The organism is Segatella maculosa DSM 19339 = JCM 15638, from assembly GCF_000382385.1.
In the GTDB taxonomy this organism is placed as follows: domain Bacteria; phylum Bacteroidota; class Bacteroidia; order Bacteroidales; family Bacteroidaceae; genus Prevotella; species Prevotella maculosa.
The window spans coordinates 191,804-211,150 of the sequence record NZ_KB908319.1 but is presented as its reverse complement, the minus strand read 5'-3'; the positions used below and the strand labels follow the sequence as shown (position 1 = coordinate 211,150).

9 protein-coding genes are annotated in these 19,347 nt (G+C 52.4%); 8 read left to right on the top strand and 1 reads right to left on the bottom strand.

The window, feature by feature from the left end:
- Positions 1-11: 11 nt before the first annotated feature.
- The 5 genes from H164_RS0100855 (at position 12) to H164_RS0100840 (ending at position 10,087) form a co-directional block, all read left to right on the top strand.
- Positions 12-1,853 (top strand): hypothetical protein, encoded by a 1,842-nt coding sequence (locus H164_RS0100855; RefSeq protein WP_019966878.1) that lies wholly within the window; start codon positions 12-14, stop codon positions 1,851-1,853.
- Positions 1,854-1,893: 40 nt separating this feature from the next.
- The gene (locus H164_RS14320; RefSeq protein WP_019966877.1) at positions 1,894-3,357 is read left to right on the top strand and encodes a hypothetical protein; all 1,464 of its coding nucleotides are present in this window, start codon (positions 1,894-1,896) and stop codon (positions 3,355-3,357) included.
- Between the two features lie 78 nt (positions 3,358-3,435).
- A complete protein-coding gene (locus tag H164_RS15825; protein WP_019966876.1) occupies positions 3,436-3,573 on the top strand; it encodes a hypothetical protein in 138 nt (45 codons plus the stop codon).
- Between the two features lie 103 nt (positions 3,574-3,676).
- Positions 3,677-5,404, top strand: a complete 1,728-nt coding sequence (locus H164_RS0100845) for a cellulase family glycosylhydrolase (protein WP_026356188.1) — start codon at positions 3,677-3,679, stop codon at positions 5,402-5,404.
- Between the two features lie 624 nt (positions 5,405-6,028).
- The gene (locus tag H164_RS0100840; protein ID WP_019966873.1) at positions 6,029-10,087 is read left to right on the top strand and encodes a hybrid sensor histidine kinase/response regulator transcription factor; all 4,059 of its coding nucleotides are present in this window, start codon (positions 6,029-6,031) and stop codon (positions 10,085-10,087) included.
- A 693-nt stretch (positions 10,088-10,780) separates the two neighbouring features.
- On the opposite strand, the gene H164_RS0100825 is transcribed toward H164_RS0100840, so the two are convergent.
- Positions 10,781-12,385 carry a beta-N-acetylhexosaminidase gene (locus tag H164_RS0100825; protein WP_025829790.1) on the bottom strand — a complete coding sequence of 535 codons (1,605 nt, stop codon included), beginning with the start codon at positions 12,383-12,385 and terminating at the stop codon, positions 10,781-10,783.
- Between the two features lie 446 nt (positions 12,386-12,831).
- Here H164_RS0100825 and hflX point away from each other — a divergent pair, with 446 nt between their 5' ends.
- Genes hflX through H164_RS0100810 form a run of 3 tightly spaced genes read left to right on the top strand, consistent with a single transcriptional unit; the run spans position 12,832 to position 18,873 of the window.
- On the top strand, positions 12,832-14,079 hold the full coding sequence (gene hflX, locus H164_RS0100820; protein ID WP_019966870.1) for a GTPase HflX: 1,248 nt from the start codon (positions 12,832-12,834) through the stop codon (positions 14,077-14,079).
- Between the two features lie 35 nt (positions 14,080-14,114).
- On the top strand, positions 14,115-15,962 hold the full coding sequence (locus H164_RS0100815) for a DUF4954 family protein (RefSeq protein WP_019966869.1): 1,848 nt from the start codon (positions 14,115-14,117) through the stop codon (positions 15,960-15,962).
- A 4-nt stretch (positions 15,963-15,966) separates the two neighbouring features.
- The gene (locus H164_RS0100810; RefSeq protein ID WP_026356187.1) at positions 15,967-18,873 is read left to right on the top strand and encodes a M16 family metallopeptidase; all 2,907 of its coding nucleotides are present in this window, start codon (positions 15,967-15,969) and stop codon (positions 18,871-18,873) included.
- Positions 18,874-19,347: the final 474 nt, after the last annotated feature.

Here is a 19,347-nt window from a genome sequence, read left to right as displayed (position 1 = left end):
TTTTTAGACGAATGATTATGAAGACAAAACAATCTATATACTTGCTGGCAGTCGTTGTCATGATGCTTTTGGCGACCGGTTGCTCTCCCGATGCTTTCAGTTTGGGTGGAAAGGATTTGTCATCCGACGACCTTGTCGAAGGTATTGCCTATGAAATAAAGCACGATGTGTCAAATCCGAATATCGTTATCGTGAAAAGTTTGTTGCCAAGTGGCTACGCTGTCATCATGGATACGCCTCAAGGACGTTACCAAAGCAGCGAAGTGACATTGAAGATTCCCTTCAGTGGCACCTATAAAATAAGGATGGGAGCCGAGACACGCGGAGGTTTCGTGTGGGGACCGTATGCAACCTTCACGGTAAAAGACTTCTTCGCCGGCTTTGTCAACGACCCTTTGTGGACTAAAATCAGTGGTGGAGTGGGCCATTCCAAGCGTTGGAAACTCGATATCGATGCCAACACCGTGACGAAACACACTGATTTATGGGCCGGACCTTTGGGGTTTTGGGGCGTTGATGACAATTGGAACAGTGTGATGTTGGGCCAAAAAATAGCCGGAGACAGCTGGAATTGGACCCCTGACATTGCGGGAAACGGTTGGGTGATGAGGCCCATGGACTATGGATATATGGAGTTCGACCTGAAAGATGGGGCACATGTGACGGTTTATAATGCCGAAACGGGAAAAACCATGCGTGGAACTTACATGCTGGATACGGAAAATCATACGATAACCTTCAGTGATGCGCAGTTATTACACAATTCCGGGCACGATGGTGTAGTGACGAATTGGAGTGCAGGCCTGTCACTTTTCGGTTTAGATGACGATCGTTTGCAGATAGCTGCCTTGCGTGACAACTCAAGCGAGAAGCCTTGCAGACTGTGTTACAATTTTGTTTCGCAGGAATATTGGGATAATTGGAAACCGAATCCGGGAACTGGCACCGCAGATGTGCAGCCGAAGCTTATCGAAGGCTGGAAGAATTTGATTGAAAATCCCACGAATCGGGAGATAACCTACAAGTTGGCGAAAGACGATCAAGGTGCAGCTTTTGATTATTGCAATCTTGATGGCACTCCAAAAGGCCTGACTTTCACGGCAGCCTCGGGAATTGAAGACGCCAAACTCGTAATCTATTACGGAACGAACGCCGAATCACGCACTTACACCTATACGGCTCCCGATGGTTCTCAAGTGAAAGGCACCTATACGCTAAGCAACGAGGGTGTCATCACGTTCTCTAAAGGATTGGGCAACACGGTCTTGGCGGCGAACTTCAATATGAGTGCGAATGCCGACAACAGTCTGCGCGTCCTTTCCGTGTCCACTGATGCTTATTCCGGGGCATTAAAAGATCTTTGGTTAGGGAAATCGTGTGTTGACGACCAAGGCCAACGGTTCCAATATCAGGGATATCATTGGGTGGCACAAACGAAAGGAGCGGCCGATGTGAAGCGTTACACGGGCAAACTCTACATCTTCGACTCGGGATTTAATGCTATGTCGAGCGCTCCCACGTTCATTACGACCGATGGGAATTATACATTCACGCTCAAAGGTAAGCAGACCGATGCCTACGGTGTATATCTTGACGTTCCAAAATTGTATAAAGACCACCACAACTGCGATGTAAAGATTGTCAGTATCAAGGTCGATGGCCACAGTGTGCCGTTTGATGACACGGCAATAAACCGTGGAACGGCCGACAACGACCACTCTACGGCGCGTCGTTATCTGGTGAATCCGTGGGGAGACACGAAAAACGACAAGCAATATTACAACTTCTCCGACGCTGTTGTTGTCACTGTTAAGGTCACGCTCGACTGCGGTGCCAACGTCATGGAGCCATAAGGGAACGTCATTAAGTATAGATTAACAAACAAACAGAACTATGAAACCAAGAGATATTGCAGGCATCGTGTTGCTGACTTCGCTTTTCGTCATGTCTTCCTGTGGTGACAATGACGATTATTCCGTGGCAACAGATGCGATTATCAAGAAAGTAGAAACGGGAAGTGCCACTGTTACCGCCGTTTCGGCCACGACCACGGGACGTGTGTTCGACCTTTCAAGACAGTATTCCGCCTCATACAGTGTCGGAGTCGTATATGGAACCGATCCCGACCCCAAGGCCGTTGGCAGCAAAGTGCAAGGAACAATGGGCGCAGACGGGCTTGTGACGACAACATTACAGGGGCTAACCAAAGGCAATACCTATTATTATGCCACCTATGTCACGCTGGCCGGGAAGCTGACCTCCTATGGCGAGGTGAAGCGTTTCGTCACTACTGACGCCCGAATTGGTACGGCTGATGCGGCAGATATAACGGCTACGAAGGTTACGGTCAAGGCCGTGACGACAGGACTTGACGGCATCATGGTCGAAGGTGAAACGGAAATGCACTACGGTTTCAAGCTTTCTGCCACGCAAGATGGCGTGCGGAACGGCGTGGATTTCCCCATCTTGTCTACCCGCAACTCGGTCTCGCAGCGCTTGACGGGGCTTGTTCCGGGCAAAACTTATTACTATACGTCCTATTTCCAATTGGGCGACGGACTCATCTATGGTGAAACCAAGAGCTTCAAAACCGCAAGTCAGGTGATGGAATACGTGGACTTGGGCCTATCCGTTATGTGGGCGAAATGCAATATCGGTGCAGAGGCCGAGCAAGAGACCGGTGCGCTGGCCGCATTCGGCGACCCTACCGGCCTTAAACAGAGCGAATACCTGTCCGATTACCCGATTGACGGCAGCAACGACATTGTCAAGGCAGCCGATATCGATGGCCCTTCTTCCCTGAAATCGGCCATTCCGACAGAAGAACAGGTGGCTGAACTGATTGCCAAGACCACCCGGAAGGAAGAAACCGTGAAGGGTGTGAAGGGAATGCGCTTCATTGCCGCCAATGGCAACAGCATCTTCCTGCCTTATACGGGCTATCGCAAGGGCCAAACCGTGAATAATTCCGGCACGGAAGGGCTTTATTGGACGGCCAGCAGCTATGACATTGTCAAGGATTACGGCCACACGTTGAAGCTCACAGCGGGCACTGCGGCAAGCGGTTTCTCCCTGCGTAGCCTCGGATTGGGCGTCCGTTCCGTGCGAAAGAGCCCTCATTTGACGCCGCTTTCAGACCGGCTTGTCGTTGGAGACCTTGAAAATAATGGGCGCATAAGGATTGAAATCTATAACGAATATGGTGCAACCAAGGCCCATCCGGCTGTTAATCCGGCTCAAATCAAGTTTTCAAAGAACATGGTTGTCACCTTTAAGCTGACGGGAATCAATGGAAATCTGAAGCCATCTGCGCCACATCAGCATATTGCCGGACTGGAATTTGCCGACGATTCGTGAGACCCAAGCCATTGGAGCAGCCTTTCGGGCGACAAATATGACGCCAAAGTAACGGGCGACGGCACCTATAAAGTGTTTATGGAGACTGCTGCTGCGGCCGAAGGGGCCAAGGTGTTCTGCATCGATATCAAGGATTTGGCAACCGATCTTGTCGATGTTTCGAAGTTGAAAGCGAGCGTCTTGCGCATCGATTTTGATGCCGACAATGTCAACTGACTATGCCTTTTCTTGGCGATTTCCATGCATCTTATGAACGATAAGTGGAAAGAAAGAGGCCGAGAGGGGTTGTTTAAGGAAAAAACAGAATAAGAAAAAGCGTATGAAAAGAATAAAATTATTGTCATTGTTGCTGATGACGTTCACCATGCTGGCCTTTTCGGCTTGCACGAAAGACGAAGACAAACCTTCGGTAAACACGACGTTCACACTGTCGAAGGCCGAATTGCAGTTTGCAAAATCAGGAGGTGAAGCGTTGTTTTATGTGCGTGGGGCTGCAACGCCCTCGATTTCGTCGTCTGAAAGCTGGCTGAAAATCACGCCACAGCCGTCAACCTCGAAAACGGTTTATAAATATCAGTTCGCAACCGAGGCTAACACGGCCTTCAATGACCGCACGGCCAAGGTCTCAATCAGCGTCGGTGGCGAGACAAAAACGGTCACCGTGACGCAGCTTTCCACTGAAGGTTTGGTCATAAAGTCTGCGAAAACGCTGAATGTCGGGGCCGATGGCGGCGATATCGAGGTGACATTGCAGGCCAATGCGCCCTATACGGTGACGCTTGGTGCCGAATGGATCAGCGAAACGAAAGGCTCTCGGGCCAACATGAAGGCCTATCTTCATCGGTTCCATGTAAGCAAAAACGTGGGAACGGCACGCACTTCGACGGTCAGTTTCACCCTTTCAAAGGGCGATGTCAGCCTGACCGAGGCCGTTACCATAGCGCAATCGGCAGGCAAGGCCGGAAACATGTCGCTTTCTGCCATGGAATTGGCTGCCTTGATGTATCCCGGTTGGAACTTAGGCAACACGCTTGAGGCCGGCGACTTGGCCAACAATTTCACCAATAAAGGCGGTCTGGCGGCCGAAACGGCATGGCAAAGCACAAAGACATCGCAGAAAATCATCGGCGAAGTAAAGGCACAAGGCTTCAAAAGTGTGCGTCTTCCGATTGCATGGGTGATGGGACACCTTACCGATAAGGCCCGAATGACCATCGACGAACAGTGGCTGAACCGCGTGAAAGAGATTGTGAACTATTGCGTTGCCGACGGTCTTTACGTGCTCATCAACGACCATTGGGACGGAGGTTGGCTCGAAGTGGACGGCTTCAGCAGCTCCCGCGACCATTTCCAAGCTGTAGATGAGGCCACCATCACGGCGAAAACAGCGCAGTTGAAGAAGCTTTGGACCAACATCGCCCTTGCTTTCAAAGACTATGATGAGCACGTTCTCTTTGCAGGACTCAACGAACCGTTCCAAGAATACAAGCTCTTCCACGGCCATCACCAAGCGTTGACCCCGATACTGCAACGGTATAATCAGGCTTTCGTAGACGCCGTGCGGGTCACGGGAGGCAATAATGCGTCGCGTGTGCTGGTGGTTCAAGGTCCATCTACTGACATTAACTCCACTTGCAGCTATCTTCAGATGCCCAATGACACCAAGACTGACCGCTTGATGGTTGAAGTTCACTACTATGACCCATGGAATTTCACCAGCGGAGCCACAGAAACTTGGACCGATACCAACAGCGTTAAGGTGCAATTCGACAAGCTCAAGACGACCTTTATGGATAAGAAAATCCCGGTTATCATCGGTGAATGCGGTGCTAACTGGCAGAAAGACGATGCCACTTTCAATGCCACGCTGAAGCATTGGTACAAAACTGTGTTCCAATATGCCGGCGAACGCGGCATCGTTCCCTTTGCATGGGACATCAATGTGTGCAGTTTTCCGAACATGACCATTATCAATCGGGCCACACAAACGGTTTGGGGAACGCCCGCAATGCAGGGAATCAAGGAAGGTGTGGCCGCCGTGAGATGACGAAGTAGCCGAGATAGAGATGGAGCGACTTTGACTTTGAACGTTGAACTTTGAGGACTTTGAACTTTGAATTTTGAACATTGAACTTTAGGATTAACCGAATGGCAGAATGATTTGCGGGCAAGAGGTATGTAGGGACGCACGGTTCGTGCGTCCGCTCAGCGCGGAACAATCAACTTGTTCGCTTGTTTATTTGTCAACAGTCAAATGAAATGCGAGCGGACGCATGGGCCATGCGTCCCTACATGCCTTAAACTGATACTCAACGGCTTACACCTTGCATTTCAATCCCAGCCATATTGCCGTGCAATCTCACCCATTTTACCGCGCAATATGGCTGAGATTGGACTGCAATATGGCTGATATTGGAAAGCAGGTTCGCGTAGTTCGCGCGCTCGCTTGGTGCGGAACAATCAACTTGTTCGCTTGTTTACTCATCAACTGTCAATTACAATGCGAGCGGACGCACGAGTCGTGCGTCCCTACATTCGGCAAATTGGCAGGGTTCCCGGCCCGGATTTGATAATCTGGTGACGGACTTCATATGGAAAAAACGGACGGAAAACTTGTTGATGCTATGGAAAAACGCTAACTTTGTGACAGTCTTAATCTTTTGTTCATGGCATGAAGCGTCTTTTTCTCTTTGTCCTTTTGCTCTTAAAATGGTCGTTATGTCCGGCATTACCGGCGCAAAACGCATTGATGTTCCATCGGTTGGGCATTCGGGAAGGCCTGTCCAACGGTCAGGTGAACAGCGTCTTCGAAGACTCGAAAGGCTATATCTGGCTGGGAACCCAGTCGGGGCTCGACCGTTTTGACGGGTTTCGCTTCAGCAATTACTTTAATAAGGCGGGTGATGAGCAGTCGTTGCCTAACAATGTAGTGGACAACGTTCAGGAAGACATTGAAACCAACCTTTGGTTACATACGGCTGCGGGCTATTGCAGGTTCATCAGGAGCGAAAGTCGCTTCGATTCGCACTTGAACCAATGGATGGCTTCCAAAGGAATGCAGGGAACGCCTTACTATGTAAAGATTGACGGGCGGAAGAACATGTGGATTGCCGTCTACGGGCATAGGGTTTATTATTATAATGTACGAAACAAGATGGCGATTTTGTTCTCATTGCAAGGCAAGGGCGGCCGAAAACTGCCGAAAGGTACGGTCTCTGACATGGCAGACGACAAGGATTGCGTCTTTATGGTATATGCCGATGGGACGATAGTGAAGGCAGATGGCCGGCAGGGTAGGGTGCTTTGGGTGAACAATGAGTTGAAACAGCGGAGCAATGGACGGCATCGGTATTATTCAATCCACGTGGACCGCGGCCGGAACTTGTGGGTTACCTATACGGGACACACCAAAGTGTGGAGCGCATCAGCCCATCGGTGGTTCGAAACGGCCGATGCTTTCTTGCAGGCGCAGGGCTATCGGCTTCCCGTCACGGGCATTATTGCGAAGACTTTAAAGACCGATGCACGGGGATGTCTGTGGATTGCGACCGATCATGACGGCTTGTTGTGCCTCAATCCCGCCGACCACAGCGCGGTTGTTTATCAATATGAGCGCGAACGCAGGGAGAGTTTGCCCGACAATACCATTCAAAGTATCTGCCTCGATGGCCGGGGCGGGCTCTGGTTGGGCACCTATAAGAACGGTGCAGCCTATTGTTCGCCGGGCGAAACCATGTTCCATACCGTCCCGTTGGGCGACGTTTGCACGATAGTCGAGGACAATTCGGGCAACTTATGGTGTGGAACGAACGACCGGGGCATCGTGGTTTACGACCCGTCTACGGGCAGTCGGCGATGGTTTCGGGCTGCACAGACGGGCTTGGGCAGCGATATCGTCGTCAGCAGCACGGTAGGAAAAGACGGTTCGCTGTGGTTTGGCTCGTTCGACGGCGGACTTTCGCGTTACAAAAACGGTCATTTCACGGCCTACAGGGCCACGGGAGGCAAGGGAGAGCTTGCGAATGACAATGTCTGGGCATTGGAAACGGACGCCGAGGGCAACATCATCATTGGCACATTGGGCGGCGGTTTGCAGGTGATGAACCCGCAGACGGGCCGCTTTGTCACTTATAACACGCACAATTCGGGCCTGTCTTCCGATTTCATTCTTTCTCTTTCGTTCGACGCGCAGGGGAATATCGTTATGGCACATGAGAAGGAATATTCCGTGTTGAACGTGCGCACACATAAGATTATCAAGTATGACAAGATGCGTTCGGGCCGACGTTTTGCCGTTTCGTCCATCAACCAGTTGCTCGTAGACACGCGGGGGCTGTTGTGGAATGCCGCTTCTTCGGGTCTTTCGGTGTATGATTTGCAGACCGACCGCGTGGAAGAGGTGTCTTTGTTTGCAGGCGTTCGGGGCGTGGCTGCCTGCTCTGTCGTCGAAGATGCGGCCCATTCGCTTTGGGTGGCCACTGATAAAGGCATCTCACATGTGGTGCCTGCACGGGAAAACGGCGTGTGGAGCTTCTTCGTAACCAACTATTCTGACACCGAAGGTCTGCAAAGCAGGCAATTCAACAGCCGAGCCATCTGCCTTTGCCGCAATGGGAATGTCGTCGTGGGTGGGCAAGACGGCATCGATATCCTGCCTCCGCAGCGTGGCAGGAATTATGCTTATCCGGCCAAGGCTTTATTTTCCGGCCTACTCATCTTCAACGAACCGCTGCGCGTTGGCGATGCTTATAGCGGGCGGGTCATCTTGAATGAGGAGCTGCACGACGGAGGTGAACTCACATTGGCTCATTCCGAGAATGCCTTTACCATTCAGTTGGCGTCCGACGCCATCAAGATTCCCAATAAGAGTCGCTTCCTTTATCGCCTGAAAGGCTTCGACGACAAGTGGTTGTTGACTGCCGACGGCATGCCGGCCGTCACGTTCACCAACCTATCTGCCGGCAGTTACACGCTCGAAGTGAAGGTGGTCAACGCCGACGGCACGCAAAGCAGCGAGGTAAGCCGGCTGAACATTCGCATACGTCCGCCCTTCTACCTCTCGACATGGGCGTTCCTCGGCTACATGTTGCTCGTCATGCTGCTGTGTTATTACGTCAGCAGGGTGCTTATCCGGCGGGCACACGACCGGCTGATGCTTGAACAAGTGAGGCGCGAGGCCGAACAAGCACGACGACTCGACCGCATGAAGCTTGATTTCTTTGCCAATGTCAGCCACGAACTGCGCACGCCACTCTCGTTGATACTGTCGCCGCTCTCGGCTTTGATAGGTAAGGAGCAAGACGAAACCAAGAAGAGAAAACTGCAACTGATGCTCCGCAACGGCAGCCGACTGCTGGGATTGGTGAACCAAGTGCTCGACTTCAGGAAGCTGGACGAAGACTATCGCCGCTTGACATTGGTCACGGGAGACGTCGTAGAGTTCGTCCGCGTCATCTGTCAAACGTTCGATGAGCTGATGGAAAAGCCGGTGTCGCTCACCTTCTATAGCTCCGTCGAAACGCTGATGATGCCGTTCGACGACGACAAACTGCGCAAAGTGATGAACAACCTGCTCTCGAACGCCTACAAGTTCACGCCCGAAGGCGGACGCATCGACGTGGCCCTGCGCCTCGTTCCGCGCCAAGAAGCGGGCCCTGCGCAGGAAGACCGGCTCGAAGTGAAGGTGAGCGACACGGGGAAAGGCATTGCCGATGCCGACAAGGCGCACGTCTTCGAACGCTTCTATCAGGCTCCGGGCACGGCCGAAGACGATGCCAAAGGAAGCGGCATCGGCCTGAGCCTCGTGAAGAAGTTCGTCGAGATGCACGGCGGTTCGGTCTCCGTTGCCGACAACCCCGGCGGCGGCTCGGTCTTCATCTTCTACCTTCCCGTGCGCAACGTGCCGAGCATGCCCCGCGAAGTGCCCGACGTTGCTGCCCAAACGCAGGACACCACCGCACCACCGCCGGCGGAAAGCCCACGGCACGACCTGCTCGTGGTCGACGACTCCGAGGAGTTCCTCGCCTTCATGGCCGAAGAACTGTCGGCGAAGTTCAACGTGCGCGTGGCCCACGACGGCACCGAAGCCCTCGAACGCGTGGCAGAGCGCAGGCCCGACGCCATACTCTGCGACGCCGTGATGCCCCGAATGGACGGCCACGCGCTGTGCAAAGCCCTCAAAGACGACCGCAACACCGCCCCCATTCCCTTCATCATGCTGACGGCCCGCGCCTCCGACGCGAATGGTTTGGAAGAACTGCGGGCCGGAGCCGACGACTACATCGCGAAGCCCTTTGACATGGAACTGCTGGAGCTGCGCATCAGGAACCTCATCAAGTGGCACGAAGGACCGCAGAACAGCCGCATCGAACCCAAGATAAGGCAGATGGACATCACGTCGATGGACGAGAAGCTCGTGAAGGCAGCCACCGACTACATCGAAGACCATCTCTCCGACGCCGATATCAGCGTCGAAACCCTGAGTGCCTCGCTCGGCATGTCGCGCGTGCAGCTCTACAAGCGACTGACCGCCGTGACGGGCATCACGCCCTCCGAGTTCATTCGCAACATACGCCTGCGCCATGCCGAGCAACTCTTGCGCAAGAGCCAGCGCAGCGTCAGCGAGATTGCCTATCAAGTGGGCTTCAACAACCCGCGCTACTTCTCGCGTTACTTCGCCGAAATGTACGGCCTCACGCCCTCGCAATACAAGAGTCGCTTCGGAAAGTAGCCACGCCGCCTCCCGCCCACCGGTCCTTCGTCGCCACCTTCGGGCCGTTCGCCGCTAACGCAAGGCCACCCTGTCCGCAAGCCCCTTCCCCCTCGCTTCTAAAGGGAAGGGGCTTTTCTTTCCCTGTGCAGCTACAAGCCTTTCATATCGGGACTCCTTGCCTTTCCTAACGTAGATGCAAGCCGCTTCATATCGGGACGCCTTTCCTTTCCTAACGTAGATGTAAGCCCCTTCATATAGGGACTCCTTGCCTTTCCTAACGTAGATGTAAGCCGCTTCATATAGGGACTCCTTGTCGTTTGGTAGTAGGATGTCCGATTTTTCACCGCGGTGAAAAATATTTCCCACCGCAGTGAAAAATTCTTCCCACCGTGGTGAAAAATATTTCTCACCGCGGTGGGAAATCAGGAATCCTTATAGCAGGTCGATAGGAGATGTATTGCTCATGGGCACGTTGTCCTATAATGAAAGGCAGGGGAGGCCTTCCTTGCGGGCAGTCGGCAAGGTTTCGGCGGGCGGATTGATGCAGCGTTGGGAGCGGGTGGGGGATAAACGCAGGAAAGGGCCGGCGCTGCGCACCGACCCTTTCGCTTGATAGGCGTGCCCGCCGAGGCGGACAGCGGGGGGATTCTCTTGTTGATGTACTGACAGCGTGGGGCGTTCAGGACAGGACGCTCGTGGCCGTCACGGGGGTTATTTCTTGTAGATGTCTTGGCAGGTGTTCCAGCCGAACTGCTTGTAGTGGGTGTTGAGGTTGCGCATGCGCTGCTTGAACGATGCGAAGTCTTTCTTGTCGTTCTCCGTCCAGCCCGTCTCGGCGATTGCGGCGGCGCGGGGCAGGAGCTGGTAGAAGGCAAGGTCGCGCGAGATGACGTATTCGGTCCAGAGGTTGCCCTGTATGCCCTTCACGTGTTGCTTGAGCGCGGGCGAGGCGTCGGCGGGCACGGGGTCGTAGGCGTAGGCCTTGTCGATGAAGAGCTCGGCGTCGCGGAGGAGCAGGTTGCGGTCTTTGTTCTGATAGTAGTTGAGGTAGCAGAAGTCTCGCGGTGTCATCACGACGTCGAGGCCGCGCTCCACGGCCTGCAGTCCGCCCTTGACGCCGCGCCAGCTCATGACGGTGGCACTCTTGTCGAGGTCGCCTTCGAGGATTTCGTCCCAGCCGATGACGCTTCGTCCTTTCTGGGCAAGGTATTGGGCCACTTGGTTCATGAAGTGTATGCGGAGCTGTGCCTCGGGCGAGGTGCCAGGTGCGCCTTTGAAGCCGAGCCGCTTGATTTCGGCCTGACAGCGGGGGCAGTTCTTCCATCGGTCGCGTGGGGCTTCGTCGCCGCCGATGTGGATATACTTAGAGGGGAAGATGTCGAGGACTTCGTCGAGCACGTTGTGCACGAACTCGTTGGTCTTGGGGTTTCCGGCGCATAGAATGTCGGGGAATACGCCCCATGTCTCGCCCACCTTGTAGGGGCCTCCGGTGCAGCCCAGCTCGGGGTAGGAGGCGAGCACGCTCTGCGTGTGGCCGGGCACGTCGATTTCGGGAATGACGGTGATGTATCGTTCGGCGGCATAGTTCACGATGTCGCGCATCTCGTCCTTGGTGTAGAAGCCTCCGTGGGGTATCTCGTCGTAAATGCCGGTGATGCGTCCGATGACGGTGCGTGCCCGCTTGGAGCCGACTTCCGTGAGCTTGGGGTAACGGTCTATCTGCACGCGCCAGCCTTGGTCTTCGGTGAGGTGCCAGTGGAAGGTGTTGAGGTTGTGGAGTGCGAGCATGTCGATGAATTCCTTGATGAATTCGGGCTTGAAGTAGTGGCGGCCGCAGTCGAGCATCGTTCCGCGGTAGCCGAAGCGGGGATAGTCGACGATGCGTGCGGCGGGGAAGGTGACGCTTTGTGCCTGTTGCAAGGGCAACGACTTGCGGAGCGTCTGCACACCGTAGAACACGCCGCGCGGTGTTTTGCCTTCGATGGTGATGCCTTTGGCCTTCACGGTGATGACGTAGCCTTCTTCTTGCTCGACCTTGGCGTTGAGCTTGAGCGTGATGGCGGCGGCTTTCTTGTTCGTTCCGGTAGGATTGATGCCCGTGGCCTCGCGAATGTATTCCTTCAGGAATGCCGCGTTGCGCAGCATGGCTTCGTCGGTGCCGACTACGCTGACGGTGGTGTTGCCGTCGAGCACAAAGGCGGCCCCTTTCTCGGCGATGATGCTTTGCGGAAGTGGCACTACTTGATAATTCGCGTCTGTGGCATGCAGCGAGAGGGTCGCCATCATCATTGCCACCGATAGTAACATTTTTTTCATTTGATGTTGTCTTAAATTTAAGTATTAATCTATATGGTTTGTATTTTTCACGGCAAATATACGGAAAAAAAACGATATACCGTGCCCTTGTGTGCTTATATTTTCCGGTAATGCTTGGGAAATGGCTGGCAGGGAACGTAGACCGTAGGCATAGAAAACGGTCCCGACTTCGCGTCGGGACCGTTTCTTTCTTTGAAATGTTTCAGAGGTTTGTCTTTATGTAGTTAATGTTTATTGAAAATCTTGATTGCATACATCATTCATACGGTGCAAAGATAGGGAAAAGGGAGATATATCCGGAAAATCGCAGGGCTTATTGTGCAAATAATTACGCAAACGTTTGCGACGGCCTCGGCTCTCTTTCCGTATAAATTCTTCGGCGCTTTATGCGGATTATCAGCCTAATTTCGTAAATTTGCACCATATTATATATAGGGACACGATTGATGAAAGAATTTGTTATATCCGAAGTGAAGGCCGAGACTGCCGTGTTGGTGGGGCTGATTACTGACGGACAGAACGAAGCCAAGACGAAGGAATACCTCGACGAGCTGGAGTTCCTTGCCGACACGGCCGGGGCGGTGACCGTCAGGCGGTTCACGCAGAAGGTGAACGGGCCGAGCGCGGTGACCTATGTGGGCAAGGGTAAGTTGGAGGAAATCAAACAATACATCGAAGACTGCGCGGAGAACGAGGAGCCTATCGGTATGGTTATCTTCGATGATGAGCTTTCAGCCAAGCAAATACGTAATATAGAGAACGAACTGAAAGTAAAGATACTCGACCGAACGTCGCTCATTCTCGATATCTTCGCCATGCGTGCACAGACGGCCAACGCCAAGACGCAGGTGGAACTGGCGCAATATCGCTACATGCTTCCACGGCTTCAACGACTCTGGACCCACTTGGAACGCCAAGGAGGTGGCTCGGGTTCGGGTGGTGGTAAAGGCTCCGTGGGACTGCGTGGCCCGGGAGAGACGCAGCTGGAGATGGACCGTCGTATCATTCTTCAGCGCATCACGTTGCTTAAACAGCGCCTTCTTGAGATTGACAAACAAAAGACCACACAGCGAAAGAACCGCGGACGACTGATTCGTGTGGCTCTCGTGGGCTATACGAACGTGGGCAAAAGCACCATTATGAACCTGCTTTCCAAGAGCGAAGTGTTTGCCGAGAACAAACTCTTTGCCACGCTTGATACCACGGTCCGCAAGGTAGTCATCGAGAATCTGCCGTTCTTGTTGGCCGATACCGTCGGGTTTATTCGCAAACTTCCCACAGACCTTGTCGACTCTTTCAAGAGCACGCTCGACGAGGTGCGCGAAGCCGATCTGCTGTTGCATGTGGTAGACCTCTCACACCCTGACTTTGAAGAGCAGATACAAGTGGTTGAACGGACGCTTGCCGACTTGGGTTGCAACGAAAAGCCATCGATGATAGTCTTCAACAAGATTGACAATTACCGCTGGACAGAGAAAGATGAGGACGACCTCACGCCCGAAACGCGTGAGAACATCACCTTGGAAGACTTGAAAAAGACATGGATGGCACGCCTCGACGAGAGTTGTATGTTCATCAGTGCCAAGGAGAAACTGAACGTGGAAGCGTTCCGTGAGACGCTATATAAAAAGGTACGCGAGCTTCATGTGCAGAAATATCCGTATAATGACTTTCTGTATCCGGAGGTAGAATAAGCCCGATAATGAATTATGAATTTTGAATTACTGCCATGCGACAACTAACTGATGAAGAAATAAGGGTTCTCGAAGACCGTAACTGCTGGGCCGAGGACTGGACAAACGTGTATGTGTCAGAGGATTTCAAGCCTAATTACATGCACCGTGTGATGCTTTATGGTGAAATCCGTATCGGTGACTTCGACAAGAACATCGAAGTGAGCCGGGGTTTTCTGAAACATTCGGGTATCAATAACGCCACTTTGCGCAACGTCAGCATTGGTGATAACTGCCTGATAGAGAACATCGGCAACTACATCAACAACTATACCATCGGCGACGGCTGCTATATCAGCAACGTCAGTTCGATGGAAACCACCGATGGGGCGACTTACGGCGAGGGCAACCTCATCTCCGTGCTCAATGAAGTGGGCGACGGCAACGTGATACTCTTCAGCGATCTCAACAGCCAGTTCGCCGCTTTCATGGTGAAGCATTTCCATGACAAGCCCCTTAAAGATGCCATCCGACGACTTATCAATGAGGAGATTGCACGTAACCGGCATGACCAAGCGTCCATAGGAAACAACGTAAAGATTGTCAATACCAAAGAGATTACCAACACGGTTATCCATGATGACTGCGAAATCAACGGGGCCGCGCGCCTCAGCGACTGCACCATTCTGAGTTCACCTGCCTCAAATGTGTATATAGGGACAGGTGTTATCTGCGAGAATTCAATTATAAGTGAAGGCTCAAGTATCATCAACAGTGTGAAGATGCAGGATTGTTTCGTGGGCGAAGCCTGCCAAATCAGTAACGGTTTTACGGCTTCTTCGAGCGTCTTCTTCGCCAATTCTTACATGAGCAATGGCGAGGCTTGCGCGGCATTCTGCGGTCCGTTCACAGCCAGTCACCATAAGAGTAGCTTGCTCATCGGCGGTCAGTTCTCATTCTATAACGCTGGAAGTGCGACCAATTTCAGCAATCATGCCTACAAGATGGGCCCCATGCACTATGGCATTTTGGAGCGCGGAACGAAGACTGCCAGTGGAGCTTACGTGCTCATGCCGGCCAATATCGGGACCTTTTCCGTGTGTTTTGGCAAGCTGATGTACCACCCCGACACGCGCAATCTGCCCTTTTCTTACCTGATAGCTTATGGAGATACGATGTATCTTTCGCCCGGAAGGAACATCACAACCGTTGGTCTTTATCGCGATATTCGCAAATGGCCGAAGCGTGATGTGCGTCCTTCAGGCAGTCAAAAGAGCATCGTCAACTTCGATTGGCTGTCGCCTTTCTCGGTCGGAGAGATTGTTCAAGGCAAGAAAATCCTTGAGAAACTGCTCGATGCTAGCGGCGAAAACGTCACTTCCTACACCTATCATAACTACGTCATCAATCCAAGTTCGCTCAATAAAGGCATCAAATACTACGACATTGCCTTGCGCATCTACATGGGAGCCGTGCTAAAACGCGTCGTAAAAAGCCTTGGTGCGTTAGAGCCTCCGACCACGACCGTAGGCCAAGGTAAATGGAATGACCTCAGCGGACTGCTGCTTCCGGAAAGTGAAGAGATACGCTTGCTCGACGACATCAAGGACGGAGAGATTGAAACCATACAGGACGTGCTCGACCGTTTTGAGGAAATCAACCGCAACTATCGCGAATATCAGTGGGCTTGGACTTATCAATTGATACTCGATTACTATCATCTGACAGAGATTACCGATGCAGATGAGGCACGAATCCGCGAAGACTACGTGCACGCTCGACGTGCGTGGATAGCCGAGATACGCAAGGATGCCGAGAAGGAATATGCCATGGGCGATGTCGAAAAGCACGTCCTTGACGACTTCATTGACAACCTTGACCATGAAATTGACTTTGAAAACTAACAATATGAGACGAAAAACTATCTTGTTTACATTGACTTTGGCCCTCACCGCATCGGTTTCGGCCAAGGATTATCACTTCACCACCGTCAAGGGAGACGCCATGCAGACCCGCATCTACACCCTCGACAACGGCTTAAAGGTCTACATGAGTGTCAACAAAGAGAAGCCCCGGTTGCAGGCAAACATTGCCGTTCGCACGGGTTCTCGCAACGATCCCGCCGAAACAACGGGCTTGGCGCACTACTTGGAGCATCTGATGTTCAAGGGAACCCAGCAGTTTGGCACCACCGACTACGCCAAAGAGAAACCTTATCTCGACGACATCGAACGGCGTTATGAGCACTATCGTACGCTGACCGACCCCACTATGCGTAAGCAGGCCTATCATGAAATCGACTCAGTGTCGCAACTTGCTGCCCAATATAACATTCCCAACGAGTATGACAAGCTCATGGCAAGCATCGGATCTGAGGGAAGCAACGCCTATACGAGCAACGATGTGACTTGCTATGTGGAGAACATTCCGTCGAATGAGATTGAGAATTGGGCCCGCATTCAGGCCGACCGCTTCCGGAATATGATTATCCGTGGCTTTCATACCGAGCTCGAAGCCGTTTATGAAGAGAAGAACATATCGATGGGAAGCGATGGAACCAAAGAATATGCTGCCCTTTGGAAGCTCCTTACGCCCACGCATCCCTATGGCACGCAGACCACGATTGGCGAGCAGGAGCACCTAAAGAACCCCTCTATCGTCAATATCAAGAACTATTTCCACCGCTATTACGTGCCGAATAATGTGGCCATTGCGCTGGCAGGAGATTTCGATCCCGATGCCACGATTGCCGTTATTGACAAGTATTTCGGCACATGGAAAGCCGGAAAACGGCTCACTCGGCCCGAGTTCCCCGCCCAAAAAGCCATCACGATGCCAAGAGATACGAGCGTCGTAGGGCAGGATGCAGAGAACGTTATGATGGGTTGGCGCTTCAAAGGTGCCAACCAATTGCAGGACGACACGCTCGACATCGTGCGGAGAATGCTGTCGAACGGCAAGGCTGGTCTGCTTGATATCAACATCGACCAGCAGATGAAAGCCATGGAAACCGGTGCTTTTCTTGACGACCTTCACGACTATTCGGCCCTCATCATCGAGGGAGTGCCCGCACATGGCCAAAAACTTGAAGACTTACGTAGCCTCATCTTGGCCGAGATTTCAAAGCTGGGGCGTGGCGAATTCAGCGACGATCTGTTGCCGGCCGTGCTGGCCAACAAGAAACTTCAATACTTCCGGTCGCTCGATAACAACCGAAGTCGCGTCCAAATGATGGTAGATGCCTTCATCAACGACAAGAAATGGGCGACTACGGCCTTGCAGATTGACCGCCAATCCAAGCTCACCAAGCAGGATATCATCGGCTTTGCACGCCGCCATCTGCGCATGGATAACTTCGTATGTGTCTACAAACGCATGGGAACCGACTCCACTTTGAAGAAGATAGAGAAGCCTATCATCACGCCGATCCCTGCAAACCGCGAGTTCGAAAGCCCGTTCCTCAATGCCATCCGCATGGCAAAAACCAAGCCTATCCGGCCCGTCTTCGTTGACTATAACAAGGAATTGGCACAGGGAAAGCTGTCTTCTGGCCTACCTTATATTTATAAACGGAACACCGATGACGGCCTTTTCAATCTCGTGTTCCGCTACGACTTCGGTTCAACGGCCGACAATCGCTATGGCTATGCAGCCGACTATCTGAACTACATCGGCACCCGCGACATGACGATTTCGCAAATCAAGCAAGCCTTCTATAAGCTCGCTTGCAGCTATTCCGTCAATGTTGGCGAGCGAAACATCAGCATTTCCCTCAGCGGACTTGATGAAAACATGCCCGAGGCACTGCAACTTTTGGAGAAAGTGCTCCATCAGTCAAAGGCCGATAACGACTCTTGGAGCCGCTATTGTGACCTGACTAAGAAGTCACGCGCAGACGCTAAGACCGATCAAAAGGCCAATTTCAATGCGCTATGGGACTATGCTGTCTATGGCATATACAATCCAACGCGCAACATCATCGCTACGCAAGCCTTGCGAAGCATGGACCCTCGGGAGTTGATCTCTTTGCTCGACAAGCTCAATGGCCTGAAGCACACTGTGCTCTATTACGGACCTTCCGACCTTAAAACGTTGGAAGCCGTGATTGTCAGCACCCATAAAACGCCGCAAAAGCTGGCACCCGGTCCCGTGAACGAACCTTATGAGCCACAGAATACCGACAATAATGAGGTTCTCATTGCCCCATACGATGCCAAGAACATCTATATGCGGCAGTACAATAACAGGGGAGGAGAGTGGTCACTTGCGCGGACTCCCGTTGAAACTCTCTTCAATCAGTACTTCGGCGGAGGCATGAACAGTGTGGTATTCCAAGAACTTCGCGAGACAAGAGGGCTGGCCTATAACGCTTATGCCGTGTATAAACGCCCCGAATATAAGGGAGAATCCGAGAGCTTTTTCACGCATATCATCTCGCAAAACGACAAGATGAACGACTGTATCAAGGTCTTCCACGAAATCCTCGTCAGCATGCCACAGAACCAAGCTGCCTTTGATTTGGCCAAACAGAGCCTCAGGAAGTCAATCCAAAGCAGCCGAACAACGAAGTTCGGTGTCATTCAACGCTACCTGTCGCTCAGGCAATTGGGCCTCAATCACGACTATATGCAAGACGTATATGCCGCATTGCCGAGGCTGACCTTGAAGGATATCGTCAACTTTGCCAACCGGAACATCGCTCAAGAATCTTTCCGTTACGCCGTTCTCGGCGACGAAAAGAACCTCGATATGACGTTGCTTGAGCAGATAGGTCCTGTGCAACGCCTCACCACCGAGGACATTTTCGGTTATTAATCGCCTGCGGTCGCACTGCGAAGTAGAAGAAAGTGTAACGCATTCCCATTGGGATAGGCGTGTTGGGACGCACGGTCCGTGTGTCCGCTCAATGTCAAACATAAATCAATCGACACACTATTTTTAGGCAGATTGATGGAGCGGACGAACGGCCCCTGTGTCCTTATTCGTTTCTTTCGGTGGAATGGGATAACAGCCTGTCCCATTGTGACTTACAATCTCAGCCATATTGGCGTGCAATATGGCCCATTTCACCGCGCAAAATGAGTGATATTGCGCGCCAATATGGCTGAGATTGCGTCGCAATATTCCCCATGTGGAAAACCACGATGAATGTATGTAGGGACGCACGGCCCGTGCGTCCGCCCATGTTTCAGTTGATAGTTGACGAGTAAACGGGTGAACAAGTTGCTTGTTTATGTGCATGTAGGGACGCACGGTTCGTGCGTCCACTCACATTTCAGTTGACTGTTG